This is a genomic window from Psychroserpens luteolus, assembly GCF_021032705.1.
Classification (GTDB): Bacteria; Bacteroidota; Bacteroidia; order Flavobacteriales; family Flavobacteriaceae; genus Psychroserpens; species Psychroserpens luteolus.
In genome coordinates this window covers 46,488-61,682 of record NZ_JAHVXI010000006.1, presented here as the reverse complement: position 1 = coordinate 61,682, position 15,195 = coordinate 46,488, and the positions used below count along the sequence as shown (strand labels likewise).

Sequence of the window (15,195 nt, the reverse complement as noted above, 5' to 3'; positions counted from 1 at the left end):
AAAGTGACATGTCGTTACTTGTCACTAATTTTGTTACCATTGCTATTGAAAAAATGAATTATAACCTACCATCAAACCTGTCAGAACTGCCTATATATCAAAAGGCTATGGATATTCTTGTGCTATCAAGAAGCATTTCTACGTATATCAACCACGATTTATCATATTTAAGACCTGACGGTACAGAAGATGCAGATATTTATTTTTCTGGAGATATCATTCAACAATCTGAATCTTTAGCTCCCGAAATAGAAAAAGCTCAGGCCGAGCGTTTTTCAGATAAAAAACATAAACATCTAGATTCTATAGAACGCTTAACTCATCGTTTACATCTTAACTGTAATCGTCTACAGCACTGTAATAGTAATGGAAAAGATTTCTTACCTATTCTTCAAAGTGAGCTCAAAAAATTCAAGCGCTTGCAACGTTCGTGGATGATGACGCTTTAGACTTTTCGCTTTAAGGTCTTCTTAATTAGCAATTGATATTTTGACAATTCTAAAGCTACTTTCTTACGAAGCAAAAATAGACCAATCATATTAGGTACCAACATTGAAAACACCATAGCATCACTAAAGTCTACTACTGCTGTTAATGTTGCCGCTGCACCAATAACTGTAAATACACAAAAAAGTAATTTATAGGTATATTCTGTTTTCTTTCCTCTTCCGAAGAGAAAACTCCAAGATTGATAGCCATAATAAGACCATGAGATCATAGAAGAGAAAGCAAATAATATTACAGCGACGGTAAGTACATAAGGAAACCATGATATACCACTCTCCAAAGCAGTTGCTGTTAAAATAACACCTTGCTCAAAACTAATTTCTGTACTAGTGTCTACTTGACCAGTAATAATTAAAACTAAAGCGGTCATCGTACACACCAAAACAGTATCTATGAATGGCTCTAGCAAGGCGACTAACCCTTCACTAGCTGGATGCTTTGTTTTTACGGCACTATGAGCAATAGAACTACTCCCAATTCCTGCTTCATTACTAAATGCAGCACGTTTAAATCCTTGGATAAGTACACCTACAAATCCGCCTCCAATACCTTGCGGACTAAAAGCCCCATCCCAAATTGCAGCAAAAGCATCTGGAATTTTAGAGAAGTTTAGACCCAAAATTATTAAAACAGCCAGTAAATAAACGACCACCATTACTGGTACAACCTTATCAGTTACCTTGGCAATTTTCTTTATCCCTCCAATAATAACGATACCAACAAAGATTGCCATTATCAATCCGAAAACCCAACCATGACCCGATAAAAAACTAGAGTCGCCTCCTGTAACATATTCGAAGAGTTTAAATGCTTGATTCACTTGGAACATATTTCCACCACCAAAAGAGCCACCAATACACATAATGGCGAAAGCAACTGCCAAAACTTTCCCAAGTTTAGCTAGTCCTTTTTCAGATAATCCCTTCTTTAGATAATACATGGGGCCACCATATACAGTGCCATTAGCATCTACCTCTCTATATTTTACACCAAGTGTGCACTCTACAAATTTTGAAGACATGCCCAACAATCCGACCAGGACCATCCAAAAAGTAGCGCCTGCTCCACCAATTGATAAAGCAATAGCCACGCCTGCAATATTTCCTAAACCTACCGTAGCTGAAACTGCAGCAGTTAATGCCTGAAAGTGACTTACCTCTCCATCACCATGACCTTCTACTCGTATTGTATCCGGATTATCACCATCAACTGATGATACGGCATCTGATACCGATACAGTACCCGATTCTTCCAAGTCATCATAAGCTCCTCTAACTACTTTAATCGCAGTTAAAAATGCCCTAATATTGATAAATCTATAATAGAACGTAAAATATCCTGCTCCTAAAATTAAGACAATCAATACCCAAGGAATACCTACCGTTTCAGTAATTGGAATTTCGGCAAAAATAGCATCAACAAACCATTGGGTTGCTGCACTAAATTTTTCGTTGATTTGCTCGTCTAATGATTGATTTTGAAGTAGAAGTATCATGAATGAAGTTTTTGGCAAATTGCACTGAAACTTCAAAAACCAAAAGGTTACGTAGTGTTGAAATTTTTAACTTGTACTAGTTAACCACGTACTTAAGCATTAGGTTTTACCGTTGCGTATTTAAGTAGATTATGCTCTTTAGCATAAGCGATTAATTGCTCCTTGCCCTCACTACCTTTAATATTGAGCATTTTTTTTATTTGATGAATATGGGTTTGAAATCCATCTACGCTAATATGCATTGCCTCGGCAATTTCGGTATAAGATTTTTGTTGACCTAATAGTGCTAGGTTGGCTAAAACTTCTTTTTGTCGATCAGAAAGTTCTATATGATGTAATTCACGAAGACCAACTAGTTCCCTTTTCATCGTTTTAATGGTATCTAGATGACTTTCATTGGCCAAGGTCATCTGCTCTAATTTATGCTCTAGTTTTGTCTTATCTTCTGACAATTGCTTTACCATTGATTGTTGTTGTTCTTTTTCAGAAAGAAACTTCCAACTGTACAACAAAATTGAAAACAATAAAATAAAAAGAAATTTAAAAGAAATGGCTGTGATACTTCCTACAACACTCCAAAATTGCTGATCGATAACTTGAATGACTTGATCTTGAGGAATAATTCTATGTGATACAGCAATAATAATTAGTACAAATAATGCAAATGTTGGCAGATACATAAACTTCATCTGCCGACTTTTAAATGCTTTATTGAGTTCATACAATAAGGATAAAGCAACAAAAATTGAGATTGGAATATCGATAAGCCAAATGAAATTATTACTTATATCTTCATTAGTATATGATGTCGCAATAAATACAAACGCAATCATTCCTAATACGCCAGAGTATAAACCAATGAATTCTTTGGTCGAAAAGCGTTCAATTAGTCTTACTATGATTCCTCTTGTGTGATTATGCTCTATGGAAGGTAAAGACAATAAGATGAATAATGAATTGGCCAATGAAATGACGACACCCACATAAATGATTAATTTATGACTTGATGACCATCCTAGTATATAAGTAAAAACGATATTGAGCAGTGCACCTATACCCCAAACAAAAATAGCTAGTCCAAACCATTTAATTCCATTGATAGCAGCCTTACTTGTACCACGTTTATGTTCTTTTATAAAGATGCGCTGAATAATAATTGCAGTAATAATACATACAATAGAGGTAACCGTATATTCAATAGTCGAAAGCATTACTCTTTAGTTTGAAGTATTAAATATAGAAAAATCCCTCGATGAAAAGGGATTTTAGTGTATTTGATAAACGTAAGTTATATATATTTTACATATTTCTCCTATACTGTCCGCCTACTTCAAATAAAGCAGAAGTAATCTCCCCTAAGGAGCACACTTTACAAACATCCATTAGTGCTTCAAAGATATTTTCATTGTTAATGGCCTTATGCTGTAAGTTTTTTAATAAGGTTTTTGTGTCATTAGCCTTATGAAGGTTCTCCAACGTTTTGATCTGAAATTGTTTTTCCTCCTCTGTCGCTCTAATAACCTCGGCAGGAATAACAGTTGGAGATCCTTTAGAACTCAAGAACGTATTCACACCAATAATAGGGAACTTACCATTATGCTTTAATGTTTCATAATACAAACTTTCTTCTTGAATTTTACTTCGCTGATACATCGTTTCCATAGCGCCAAGCACACCACCTCGTTCAGTGATTCGGTCAAACTCTAGTAACACAGCCTCTTCAACCAAGTCTGTCAACTCTTCTATAATAAATGACCCTTGAATAGGGTTCTCATTTTTGGCTAGTCCTAATTCTTTATTAATTATTAACTGAATGGCCATCGCTCGACGTACAGATTCTTCTGTAGGTGTTGTAATAGCTTCATCATAGGCGTTGGTATGTAATGAATTACAATTGTCATATATAGCATATAACGCTTGAAGTGTTGTACGAATATCATTAAAATCAATTTCCTGAGCATGTAAGCTACGTCCTGAAGTTTGAATATGATATTTCAGCATTTGTGCTCTAGCATTTGCACCATACTTATGCTTCATGGCTTTAGACCAGATTTTTCTGGCAACGCGTCCAATTACCGCATATTCAGGATCGATTCCGTTGGAGAAAAAGAAAGAAAGATTTGGTCCAAACTTATTAATATCCATTCCACGTGATAAGTAATACTCCACATAAGTGAATCCGTTAGCTAGTGTAAATGCTAACTGAGAAATTGGATTAGCACCAGCTTCTGCGATGTGGTAACCTGAAATTGAAACCGAATAGAAGTTACGCACATTATTCTCAATAAAATATTCTTGAACATCACCCATTAAGCGCAATGCAAATTCTGTAGAGAAAATACAGGTATTCTGGGCCTGATCTTCTTTTAAAATATCAGCTTGAACTGTTCCTCTTACTTGTGCAATGGTTTGAGCTTTGATACTTTGGTAAATATCAGCTGGTAATACCTGATCTCCAGTAACACCTAAAAGCATTAACCCTAAACCATTATTTCCTTCTGGAAGTTCGCCATTATACGTTGGACGTTCTTTGTCTTTATAGATTTTAGCTATTTTAGCTTCAACGTCTTTTTCAAGATTGTTCTCTTTTATATAGATTTCACATTGCTGATCAATTGCTGCATTCATAAAAAAGCCCAATAACATTGGTGCAGGACCATTAATAGTCATACTTACCGACGTCATGACATCTGCTAAATTGAATCCTGAATACAATTTCTTAGCATCATCTAAACAACAAATCGATACACCTGCGTTTCCAATTTTTCCGTAAATATCTGGTCTGTGATCTGGATCATTTCCGTAGAGCGTCACACTATCAAATGCAGTAGATAAACGCTTAGCAGGCAAGCCCATACTCACATAATGAAAACGACGGTTAGTTCGCTCAGGACCACCTTCACCAGCAAACATACGTGCAGGATCTTCACCTGTTCTCTTAAACGGATACAATCCCGAAGTATAAGGAAACTCACCAGGTACATTTTCTTGTAAGGTCCAACGTAAAATATCTCCCCAAGCTTGATATTTTGGTAAAGCTACTTTCGGAATCTGGGTGTGTGATAAAGACTCTGTATGTGTTTCAATTTTTATTTCTTTATCGCGAACTTTGAATGAATATATCGGATTTTTATACTTATTTACTTTCTCATCCCAACCTGTAATCACTTCCCAATTGTAAGGATCTAAGTTTAGTTTTACACGATCAAATTCTCCAACCAACAATTTGATGAACTCTTTATTTTCATCAGAATTCAAAGACTCTGAATCAATTCCAGCTTTATCCAATTGTGGTGTGTTATCACTCACAGATTCTATAGTTTTATAAATCCCATAAAGCTTTTGAGCTACTTCAACCTGTTCGTTTGCGGTTTTGTCATACGCGCGATTATTTTCGGCAATTTCAGAAAGGTAGCGCGTTCTAGATGGTGGAATCACAAAAATCTTTTCGCTCATTTCATTTGAAATATGAAATGTCGATTTCAAATCTGTATCTGTTTTCTCTACAATCTTATCCATAATGGCTTTGTAGAGTGTATTCATTCCAGGGTCGTTAAATTGTGAAGCTATAGTTCCAAATACTGGCAACTCCTCTTGTGGTGTATCCCAAAGATTATTGTTACGCATGTATTGTTTTTTCACATCTCGTAAAGCATCTAACGAACCACGTTTGTCAAATTTGTTAATCGCTACCAAGTCTGCAAAATCTAACATATCGATTTTTTCAAGCTGTGTAGCTGCTCCAAATTCTGGAGTCATAACATACAATGACACATCACTGTGCTCAATAATTTCGGTATCAGATTGCCCAATTCCTGAAGTTTCTAAAATGATTAAGTCATATTCGGCAGCTTTTAATACTTCCACTGCTTCATTGACATACTTTGATAAGGCTAAATTAGATTGACGTGTTGCTAAACTGCGCATATACACTCGAGGTGAATTAATAGCATTCATACGAATTCTATCTCCTAATAAAGCGCCTCCTGTTTTTCGTTTTGAAGGGTCAACTGAAACGATACCGATTGTTTTTTCCGGAAAATCTATTAAAAAACGTCTCACCAATTCATCCACCAAACTCGATTTCCCAGCGCCACCAGTACCAGTGATTCCAAGAACAGGCGTTTTTGAATTTTTATTTTTAGTATGTATTTTATCTAAAGTCTCTTTAGCTATATCTGGAAAGTTTTCTGCAGAAGAAATCACACGAGCAATCGCTTTAGGGTTCTTCTTCGGAAGATTGTCTAACTCTCCATTTAACGCATCACCAATGGCAAAATCTGATTTTTCGACTAAATCATTAATCATACCTTGCAATCCCATTTCACGACCATCATCAGGAGAATAAATTCTTGAAATCCCATAATCCATAAGCTCTTTAATCTCTGATGGTAGAATAACACCTCCTCCACCTCCGAAGATTTTAATATGTCCAGCTCCTTTTTCATTAAGCAGGTCATACATGTATTTAAAATATTCGTTATGACCACCTTGATATGAAGTCAAACAGATAGCATTTACATCTTCTTGAATGGCTGTATTAACAACTTCTTCAACACTTCTGTCATGCCCTAGATGAATAACCTCAACACCTGTGGCTTGAATAATTCGACGCATGATGTTGATAGATGCATCATGACCATCAAAAAGGGAGGCTGCAGTTACAATTCTTACTTTATATTTTGGGTGATATGGTGCGACTTGCTTCATTCGTAATATTATGATGTTTTAAAGACACAAATTTACGGAATTTTCAAAAGAAGCATTCAATTATTTAGAATTCTTTAATAAAGGAGAAAATAGGGTTTTAAGATTTTATTAATAAAATTTTTGTAGGATTTTTTATATTAAAAAATTATGATATTTTTTAATATTATGTTAATTTTTTATTAAATTTACATTCCTTATTCTTCTGAGCTAAATTATAATCAAAATTTTAAGAAAATCTACTTTTGGTTAAAGGTCATTACAAAGTGACGCTTTAAAAAGTTATGTGTCTAAATTATTGCCTCACAGTGAGTGAAGCTATAAACAATTATCTATAACCATTAACTAATTTTTAATTTTATGAAACAAAAATTATTTTTATTCCTATGCTTCATGGCAAGTGTAGGTTACGTTCAAGCTCAAGGGCTACCGACAAATCCAGAACCTGGAAAATGCTATGTAAAATGTATCACTAAAGATACGTTTAAAGAAGTTACAGAAACCTTACAAGTGTATCCTGCATATACAACTTTAGAAGTTGTACCTGCAACATATAAAACTGTAGAAGAAACAGTATTAGTTAAAGAAGCTACAGAGAAATATGTGTATACTCCAGCAACTTATGAAACTGTAGATGTATCTTATGTAAAAAAAGAAGGACGTACAGATTTAAAAGTCGTTCCTGCTACATTTGGTAGAGATTCTAGATCTTTTCAAACATATCCTGCAACTTCAGGTTGGGAATACAAGATTCTTGAAGACTGTCCTTCTGTAAACAAAGACGACTGTGTTGCTGCTTGTTTTGTTGAATATCCAGCAACTAATAGAGATGTTCCTTTTACAACTTTAGCAACAGACGCAAGTACAAATGCTGTACCTGTTTCTGAGCAGATGACTTCTTATAAAAAGCGTGTTATCAAAACTCCTGCTCGTATGGATAAAATTGAAATTCCAGCAGAGTACAAAACAATAACACGTCAAGTTGTAGATGTTCCTGCTAGCACAAGAAGCAATACTATTCCTGCCAGAACAGAAACTGTAACTAGAACTATTCTTGATCAAAAAGGTGGTATTACGACTTGGGAAGAAGTTGAGTGTGAATTATTGAACCCAACAGTTATTCCTATTTTTTATGAAACTGCTAGCGCTCGTTTAACTGCTGCATCTAAAAGAACGATTGATGAAACGTTATTACCAATTTTAAATGATAAGCCTGTAAGTATTGAGATTATGGCGCATACAGATGCTAGAGGTAATGATGATTACAACATGTCTTTATCACAGCAACGTGCTAATTCTGTTGTAAACTACTTAGTATCTAAAGGTATTTCTAGAAGTCGTTTATCTGCTAAAGGATATGGAGAGTCTAGATTAACAAATCGTTGTTCTAATGGTGTAGATTGTTCAGATACAGAACACAGAAGAAACAGACGTACAGAATTTAGAGTATTAAATAACTAATAGCACTTCTAAATTAGATTATAAAAAAGACACCTTTTAAGGTGTCTTTTTTCTTATGCTATAAACTTTAAAACTCCCTTTTTCTTTACTCACTTTAATACCATAGGTGTCTTGCAAATCTGTTTCCATAAGATTGTAGAATCTATGGTGGATTTGCCAATCATGCTTCAACTCATCTGCTTCACCTTTTTTAATGACAACAGGTAAATTTAAAACAGAAGCTAACTGATATATAACATCATTGAAGGTAACATTATCTGCTTGAATTTGTGTGTCATCAATTAGGTATTGAGCAGTATTTTTTCCCCAATCAATTTGTTGTGTATCCCAATAACGAATATTGGATATGTCCAACATTAATACATCCCCTTTTGTTTCAGTATGAAATAGATCTAATTTGAGTTGATCTAAAATCTGAAAGGTTGCATTAGTTCCTTTCTTTATATAAACTTCATATGTTTTATTCAATTCTGAACTTATTAATACTTGATTAATGAGAAGTTTTTGTTCTCTAGCAATAATACTTTTTAAATCGCCTTTGTAATGAACATAATTCCCTTTAACATTACGAACAAGTGTTTCATAAGTTTGATTCTTAAGCGATTTCATTTCAAAATCTGATTTAGGTCTGTAATCGGCTTTGAATGTTTCGGCCTTTATTTTTTGCACTTTAAATACATTACTAATATCGCTTTGTTTGGTATGCTGCCTTAAATAGCGCTCAAGGTCTGCTTGTTTAAAATCGGTAGGACTTCCTTTCCATAATACAGTTCCTTTGGCGTTCAAAAGAAGTCCGTATGGAAGTGCTCTCGTATTGTTTGCTTTAAATGTTTCTCCTTTATAATCAATTGAAACAGCCAAATCTGTCGGATGTTTTTTAAGAAATCTCTTGACAACTTCAGGATTTTCTTCAGACAAAGAGACTACATAAAAGCGATCTGGGTATTGTTTTTGTAAAACACCTAAGTATTCAGATGCATAGACACATGGTCCACACCAAGTTGCCCAAAAATCAATAAAGAAAAGTGATGCTTTTGTATCATTAGCAGATTTAGAGGCTTGTATCGTTTCAGAAAAACGAACTTGACTACTGCTTATAAATGGAAAGCTAATACAGAGTAAGAGTACAAGAATTTTTTTACAATTCATTTCATTTGTTTTTATAACTCCCTTTATATTAACAACTATTGTGCTAAAATAGTATTTTAAAGTAATTAATTCTGATTTTCTCAATTACAAATCAAATACATGACCCTCTTTGGCAAAATTAAACCCCAAACTTTGAATACTATCTTTTAGCGGATGCGCATCCCTTATGGTTGGATTGGTATGATTAAAATGTATAAAATAGATTTTATTTTTTGTTGCCATTGATTCATTTTCAAATAACGTCGTAGTTTCAGTAGTAAAAGGATGTGGTATTTTACTCATATCTCGCTTTAATTCTCCATCTCTAAAAAATGAAGCATCAAGAAAGGCGTAATCTACTTGTTTCACCTCCTGCACAATATCTTTTTGCCAAATATGCCATTTATCAATATCAGGAATAAATAATGCCGACTTATTCTGTCCTTCAATCTTATATCCAACGGTTTCTGAAAACTCATCCCTATGAGGCACTTGTATAGGTGTAACCTTTAATGCATTGCTAATCCTCATGGTAGAGTCTCTTTGGAGTTTTTCTAATTGAATATTTCTAAAACTCACTAACTGACTCCAAGGCCCATTAGTTTCAAGGTAATGTTTCATTCTTGGCATCGTATACACTGGAATATGATCTCCTCCTAAAGCTTCAAATCCTAAATACATTAAGCCTGTATAGTGACCAATATGAGCATGTGTTAAAAAAACACCATCAATAACTTTATTGTTATCTAAATGTTTAGATTTTAAATTTTGAATTTGTTCAGGCATATCCGGAGTGGCATCAAATAACCATTTTTGATTAGACTCTATATCTACCAAACCTAAACACGACACTAATTTTTTGGATTCTTCGCCTTTATAAAAGGACGAACAACATGACTTCTCACAATCAATCTGCGGAAAACCTGCATCTTGAGCTATACCCAAAACTGTTATATATTGCTTAAAACTATTTATACTAGCTTCATCTTTTTTTGCCTCTTTACAATTAAAAAAAAGAACTATCGGTATTAGGCACAAAAATTGAATGACCTTCATTAGTAAAATATCTATATTTGTTAAATATATAAAATCCCAAAATCATGATTCGTAAATTTTTAGCTTTTGTTTTAATTTTCAACTTGACTGCTTGTGCAGAATTACAAGACGTTGTTAATAATCTTCCTCAAGGCGGAGGTGTTTTAAGTAATGCCGATATTGCATCAGGGCTTCGTCAGGCTCTTGACTTAGGAATAGACAAACAAGTAACTAAGCTTACTCAAAAAGATGGTTTTTTCAAGAATGAGTTGGTAAAAATCTTACTCCCTGAAGAATTACAAAAAGTTGACAAAGGATTGCGTGATATTGGTTTAGGGAATTTAGCTGATGAAGGTCTAAAAGTATTAAACAGAGCTGCTGAAGATGCCGTTAGCGAAGCGACTCCCATATTTATAAATGCAGTTAAAGATATTACTTTCAACGACGCAAAAAGTATTTTGCTAGGTAACGATGACGCAGCTACTCAATATTTGACTTCAAAAACACGAACAGCACTTTACAATAAGTTTAAACCTGTGATACAAAATTCATTTTCTAAAGTTGGTGCAGACCAGATTTGGGAAAACCTCATCAATAAATACAATGCGATTCCTTTTACAAACAATGTAAATCCTGACCTTACAGATTATGTTACTGGAGAGGCATTAAAAGGTGTTTATACTATGATTGCTGTTGAAGAAAAAGAAATACGAAATAAAGTATCGTCAAGAACTACTGACTTATTAAAGAAAGTATTCGCGCTTCAAGACTAAAAACGTTTTCTAGTTACTTTTCTTTTTGTAAAGTCCGTCGAAAGCAATTGTAGTGTCTTTGCCTTCAGTTATCGTTTCCCACAATTGTCTAACAGATCCATCGGCATTTGATGTCCATGTAATACGATGATAAAATGATTTTCCATCTGTATTGGTTTCATCATCGGTTCGCATAATCATTTGGTTTCCTTTTCTGTTGCCTTTAAGCTTTAGATGGGCACCGCGATTATCTATCCAAAGTTGTTCCCATTGCTTGGTTTTTAGGTTATAGAAATTTTGACTTGTTCCTGTATAACCACCTTTAGCGCTAGTCCATTTTTCTAATAAAATACAGCCGTCCTGAATCTTTTGGATAGAATTCTCACCGGCAGCAGTTCCATCTGGATTTGTAACCGTCCACTCACCTACCCAAAAATCAAAGGCTTTATGATTTTCAGTACAGCAATTACAGTTAGTATTCTGCGCAAAACTCAAGGAAGAAAAAACAAGTGTAATTAAAAGTAACGTATGCTTCATTTTGTAATATTTACTATTAGAGTATGTATTCACAATTAATATAAAGCTAATATTAACATAACATTAAAACCGAAAATACATCTCATATTTGTTATAGTTAGTAAGTCTTTTTCATTTTTACTTCGAAAAAGTTAGTAAAAAAAATCGGTCTATTCCTTTAGGTCGATTTTTTTATCAACATTTTCAAAAATTATAGTGCTGAATTACAATATTTTATCTAAATTTAATTACAAATAATTTCTGTGATGAAATACACAAAACGAATCATCGACAATCACAACCTATTATTAGCTCGCTATAAAACGCTTATTGAGCAAGCTTATAATTTTAGGCAAACGGATTCTGCTTTAAGTGATATTTCAGAATATAAAGCAATCAAGCTACTTCATAAGATCAATAAGCTTAAATATTTAAATAGAGATCTCATGTTGGCTCAGCAGAATTAATTTCACGTTTTTTTAACGTACCTCTTTCAACTAAGCTTAGTTTTTTAACCGTATATAAGGTATAAAAGCAAGTTATTATGAATTCACATTTTTGCAAAGTTGGAAAAAGACGTCCCACAAGACGTAAAGTTTTTAGCATTAAAGAGCTAGAGGATAAGTACACACGTGTCATGGAAGAGGCATACAATGTTGAACAAACAGACATGAGCTTAAGTGATATTTTATTATATGAAGCTCAAAAGCTAAAACAGCGTATTCTCAGTTTAAAAAAAATGGAAGCTAAAGGTCTTGATGCAGCGTTTTAAAATATGTAAAAGCATGTTTTAACCGAGATCCATACCAAGAAAAATATTCACCATCAACTAATACAATTTTTGTCTTTGGAAATATAACTTTGAGTTGTTTGACATGATCTTCTTTAAAAGGATAAGGTTCACTAGACAACATTATAACATCAATGTTTTTATTCATCTCATCAAGTTCGATCTCAGGATAACGCTCTAAATGCTCAAAATAATTTTCAAAATTGTTTAATTTGAGCATAGCATCTATAAACGTATTTTGAGCAGCTACCATCCATGGGTTTTTCCAGATAAAATAGGCAACCTTAAGCTTAGGTTCATCTGTAATATATTCTAAAAAGTCATATCTAACAGCCTTAATACTTTGAATTATTTCGATTGCTTTTTCTTCTCTAGAAAACAAATCACCATACATATCAATAAGTTCTAGAGCATCTTCTAAATCAAAAATATCACTAATATGAACAGGTGCAATATGCTCTAATTCTGAAATCATCGCCTTGGTGTTTTCTTCTTTATTACAAAGAATAATATCAGGATCTAGATCTTTAATTTTAGAGAAATTGACTTGCTTTGTACCACCAACAATCGTTTTCTTCTGCCTCAAGTTTTGAGGATGCACGCAAAATTTTGTTACGCCCACAATTAAAGATTCTAAACCAAGATCGACCAACAGTTCTGTTTGAGATGGCACTAACGAGATGATTCGTTTTGGTGTATCATCAAAATCCAATAATCTATTTAGCTGGTCTTTATAAATCATATTTAACGCCTAGTGCACTCCGTAAGATAATTTACGACAAAATCGCTTTCATTTGTTGCTGTAAGTCTTCAGCTTTTTGAGCAGCGGCCTGTGCAAAATCTTCATTCTGAGAGGCATAGATAATTCCGCGTGATGAATTAATTAACAAACCTACGGAATCGTTCATCCCATATTTACAAACATCTTGTAAATTACCACCCTGAGCTCCAACTCCCGGAACCAACAAAAAACTATCTGGAATAATTTGCCTTATATCTCTTAGATATTCTGCCTTAGTGGCACCAACTACATACATGAGGTTTTGAGCGTTTTCCCAAGTTTTAGAGGTTTCAAGAACTTGTTTATACAATTCATGACCATCAACGGTTTTTGTTTGAAAATCAAAAGCACCTTGATTAGATGTTAATGCCAAAAGAATTGTATGTTTATTATCAAATGCTAAAAATGGTTCTACAGAATCCTTTCCCATATAAGGTGCTACGGTCACACTATCAAATGCTAGATCATCAAAAAAGGCTTTGGCATACATTGTACTGGTGTTGCCAATATCACCGCGTTTTGCATCTGCAATAGTGAACAATTCAGGATGTTTCTTATTGAGATATAGAATTGTTTTTTCCAATGCTTTCCAACCTTTTAATCCATACGCTTCATAAAATGCTGTATTGGGTTTATATGCCACACATAAGTGATGCGTTGCATCTATGATTGCTTTATTAAATGCAAAAATTGGATCTTCTTCACTTAATAAATGCTTAGGAATTTTATCTAAATCGACATCCAATCCAATACAAAGAAAGGAGTTCTTTTTTTTAATTTGTGCTGTAAGTTGTTGTGTTGTCATATTAAAAAAGCCTCCAAAAAAGAGGCTCTACATTTATATATGTTCATCACTAGCTTTTAACTTTTCAGTATTTTCGGCTAGCATTAATTCGTCTATCAGTTTTTGAATATCACCATTTATAATATTCTGTAAATCATATAATGTTAATCCAATTCTATGATCTGTGACACGTCCTTGTGGATAATTATAAGTTCTAATCTTAGCACTTCTGTCTCCAGAACTCACCATACTCTTACGTTTTTCAGAGTCTGCCGCTTGTTTTTTTGCTAATTCCATTTCGTATAGTCGCGAACGTAATACTTTTAAAGCTTTTTCTAAATTCTTATGTGATGATTTTTGATCTTGGCAACTCACAATCATTCCGGTAGGTTCATGATGAAGTTTTATAGCTGAATAAGTTGTATTTACCGATTGCCCTCCTGGACCTGTTGATGTTGTTCGTTCAATCCTTACTTCTGTCATGTCGAGTTCGACATCAAACTCTTCTGCTTCGGGTAATACCATAACAGTAGCCGCACTTGTATGCACACGTCCTTGAGTTTCTGTTTGTGGTACACGTTGTACACGATGTACACCCGCTTCAAACTTCATAGTCCCATAAACATCATCTCCAGAAACTTCAAAAATAATTTCTTTAAAGCCTCCTGCCGTTCCTTCATTTAAATCCACAACACTTACATTCCAACCTTTACCTTCACAATATTTAGTATACATCCTGTATAAATCTCCTGCAAAAATACTGGCTTCGTCTCCTCCAGTTCCTGCTCTTACTTCGACAACCACATTTTTAGCATCATCAGGATCTTTAGGAATGAGTAAGAAACGAATATCCTCTTCAAGTTTTGGGATACCTTCCTTAGCTTCATCATATTGCATCTTAGCCATTTCTAACATTTCAGCATCGCTGCCATCAGCAATAATTTCTTCTGCTTCTTTTAAATTATTCGTCAGTTCTATATATAATTCACGTTTATCCATAAGGATGCGTAAATCTTTATATTCTTTGTTAAGCTGCACATAACGTTTTTGATCTGTTATTATATCTGGCTGAATGATCAAATCACTCACCTCATCAAAACGCTGCTTGACTATTTGTAATTTCTCTAACATTTATCTTCTAAAATTGTGATTCAAAAATACGATAATTTATGGATTCACCATAGTGAAAAACTTGTTACTATAATGAAAAATAATCTGATAAGTTTTAACGTTATATCT

Annotated in this window: 14 protein-coding genes; 5 read left to right on the top strand and 9 right to left on the bottom strand. The window is 33.9% G+C overall.

Going from position 1 to position 15,195, the window contains the following annotated elements; translation table 11 throughout:
* Window positions 1–8 precede the first annotated feature (8 nt).
* Window positions 9–449: a hypothetical protein gene (locus KWG70_RS14455; protein WP_230936757.1), complete on the top strand. Its 441-nt coding sequence runs from the start codon at window positions 9–11 to the stop codon at window positions 447–449.
* Here the strand turns inward: KWG70_RS14455 and KWG70_RS14450 are convergent.
* The 3 genes from KWG70_RS14450 to KWG70_RS14440 all read right to left on the bottom strand — a co-directional run bounded on the left by KWG70_RS14450 (window position 446) and on the right by KWG70_RS14440 (window position 6,712).
* Window positions 446–2,002 (bottom strand): alanine/glycine:cation symporter family protein, encoded by a 1,557-nt coding sequence (locus tag KWG70_RS14450; RefSeq protein ID WP_230936756.1) that lies wholly within the window; start codon window positions 2,000–2,002, stop codon window positions 446–448. The two genes, KWG70_RS14455 and KWG70_RS14450, sit on opposite strands and share 4 nt — an antisense overlap.
* A gap of 92 nt (window positions 2,003–2,094) precedes the next feature.
* Window positions 2,095–3,213, bottom strand: coding sequence for a response regulator transcription factor (locus KWG70_RS14445; protein ID WP_230936755.1), 1,119 nt, complete (start codon window positions 3,211–3,213; stop codon window positions 2,095–2,097).
* Between the two features lie 88 nt (window positions 3,214–3,301).
* Entirely contained in the window at window positions 3,302–6,712 is a 3,411-nt protein-coding gene (locus KWG70_RS14440; RefSeq protein WP_230936754.1) for a methylmalonyl-CoA mutase family protein, read from the bottom strand.
* A gap of 357 nt (window positions 6,713–7,069) precedes the next feature.
* On the opposite strand from KWG70_RS14440, the gene KWG70_RS14435 reads away from it, so the two are divergent.
* Window positions 7,070–8,170 carry an OmpA family protein gene (locus tag KWG70_RS14435; RefSeq protein ID WP_230936753.1) on the top strand — a complete coding sequence of 367 codons (1,101 nt, stop codon included), beginning with the start codon at window positions 7,070–7,072 and terminating at the stop codon, window positions 8,168–8,170.
* Between the two features lie 36 nt (window positions 8,171–8,206).
* On the opposite strand, the gene KWG70_RS14430 is transcribed toward KWG70_RS14435, so the two are convergent.
* Together KWG70_RS14430 and KWG70_RS14425 are read right to left on the bottom strand one after the other, a co-directional pair.
* A complete protein-coding gene (locus KWG70_RS14430; RefSeq protein WP_230936752.1) occupies window positions 8,207–9,319 on the bottom strand; it encodes a TlpA family protein disulfide reductase in 1,113 nt (370 codons plus the stop codon).
* Between the two features lie 84 nt (window positions 9,320–9,403).
* The gene (locus tag KWG70_RS14425) at window positions 9,404–10,243 is read right to left on the bottom strand and encodes an MBL fold metallo-hydrolase (protein WP_230936751.1); all 840 of its coding nucleotides are present in this window, start codon (window positions 10,241–10,243) and stop codon (window positions 9,404–9,406) included.
* A 155-nt stretch (window positions 10,244–10,398) separates the two neighbouring features.
* On the opposite strand from KWG70_RS14425, the gene KWG70_RS14420 reads away from it, so the two are divergent.
* On the top strand, window positions 10,399–11,106 hold the full coding sequence (locus KWG70_RS14420) for a DUF4197 domain-containing protein (RefSeq protein ID WP_230936750.1): 708 nt from the start codon (window positions 10,399–10,401) through the stop codon (window positions 11,104–11,106).
* 9 nt (window positions 11,107–11,115) lie between these two features.
* On the opposite strand, the gene KWG70_RS14415 is transcribed toward KWG70_RS14420, so the two are convergent.
* Window positions 11,116–11,622 (bottom strand): hypothetical protein, encoded by a 507-nt coding sequence (locus KWG70_RS14415; protein ID WP_230936749.1) that lies wholly within the window; start codon window positions 11,620–11,622, stop codon window positions 11,116–11,118.
* A 245-nt stretch (window positions 11,623–11,867) separates the two neighbouring features.
* Between KWG70_RS14415 and KWG70_RS14410 the strand changes: the two genes are divergently transcribed.
* A complete protein-coding gene (locus KWG70_RS14410; RefSeq protein ID WP_230936748.1) occupies window positions 11,868–12,068 on the top strand; it encodes a Lacal_2735 family protein in 201 nt (66 codons plus the stop codon).
* A gap of 77 nt (window positions 12,069–12,145) precedes the next feature.
* Window positions 12,146–12,373: a Lacal_2735 family protein gene (locus KWG70_RS14405; protein ID WP_230936747.1), complete on the top strand. Its 228-nt coding sequence runs from the start codon at window positions 12,146–12,148 to the stop codon at window positions 12,371–12,373.
* Here KWG70_RS14405 and KWG70_RS14400 read toward each other — a convergent pair.
* The 3 genes from KWG70_RS14400 to prfA are packed head-to-tail and all read right to left on the bottom strand — an operon-like array spanning window position 12,348 to window position 15,087.
* Entirely contained in the window at window positions 12,348–13,133 is a 786-nt protein-coding gene (locus KWG70_RS14400; RefSeq protein ID WP_230936746.1) for an ABC transporter substrate-binding protein, read from the bottom strand. The two genes, KWG70_RS14405 and KWG70_RS14400, sit on opposite strands and share 26 nt — an antisense overlap.
* 31 nt (window positions 13,134–13,164) lie before the next feature.
* The gene (gene pyrF, locus KWG70_RS14395) at window positions 13,165–13,977 is read right to left on the bottom strand and encodes an orotidine-5'-phosphate decarboxylase (RefSeq protein ID WP_230936745.1); all 813 of its coding nucleotides are present in this window, start codon (window positions 13,975–13,977) and stop codon (window positions 13,165–13,167) included.
* 33 nt (window positions 13,978–14,010) lie between these two features.
* Complete coding sequence (prfA, locus tag KWG70_RS14390) at window positions 14,011–15,087, bottom strand: peptide chain release factor 1 (RefSeq protein WP_230936744.1); 1,077 nt, start codon at window positions 15,085–15,087, stop codon at window positions 14,011–14,013.
* Between the last annotated feature and the right edge of the window lie 108 nt (window positions 15,088–15,195).

Excerpts from the sequence above, each read along its gene's own strand:
- KWG70_RS14455 (WP_230936757.1), top strand. The coding sequence starts at position 9 with ATGTCGTTACTTGTCACTAATTTTGTTACCATTGCTATTGAAAAAATG.
- KWG70_RS14450 (WP_230936756.1), bottom strand. The coding sequence starts at position 2,002 with ATGATACTTCTACTTCAAAATCAATCATTAGACGAGCAAATCAACGAA.
- KWG70_RS14445 (WP_230936755.1), bottom strand. The coding sequence starts at position 3,213 with ATGCTTTCGACTATTGAATATACGGTTACCTCTATTGTATGTATTATT.
- KWG70_RS14440 (WP_230936754.1), bottom strand. The coding sequence starts at position 6,712 with ATGAAGCAAGTCGCACCATATCACCCAAAATATAAAGTAAGAATTGTA.
- KWG70_RS14435 (WP_230936753.1), top strand. The coding sequence starts at position 7,070 with ATGAAACAAAAATTATTTTTATTCCTATGCTTCATGGCAAGTGTAGGT.
- KWG70_RS14430 (WP_230936752.1), bottom strand. The coding sequence starts at position 9,319 with ATGAATTGTAAAAAAATTCTTGTACTCTTACTCTGTATTAGCTTTCCA.
- KWG70_RS14420 (WP_230936750.1), top strand. The coding sequence starts at position 10,399 with ATGATTCGTAAATTTTTAGCTTTTGTTTTAATTTTCAACTTGACTGCT.
- KWG70_RS14415 (WP_230936749.1), bottom strand. The coding sequence starts at position 11,622 with ATGAAGCATACGTTACTTTTAATTACACTTGTTTTTTCTTCCTTGAGT.
- KWG70_RS14410 (WP_230936748.1), top strand. The coding sequence starts at position 11,868 with ATGAAATACACAAAACGAATCATCGACAATCACAACCTATTATTAGCT.
- KWG70_RS14405 (WP_230936747.1), top strand. The coding sequence starts at position 12,146 with ATGAATTCACATTTTTGCAAAGTTGGAAAAAGACGTCCCACAAGACGT.
- KWG70_RS14400 (WP_230936746.1), bottom strand. The coding sequence starts at position 13,133 with ATGATTTATAAAGACCAGCTAAATAGATTATTGGATTTTGATGATACA.
- pyrF (WP_230936745.1), bottom strand. The coding sequence starts at position 13,977 with ATGACAACACAACAACTTACAGCACAAATTAAAAAAAAGAACTCCTTT.
- prfA (WP_230936744.1), bottom strand. The coding sequence starts at position 15,087 with ATGTTAGAGAAATTACAAATAGTCAAGCAGCGTTTTGATGAGGTGAGT.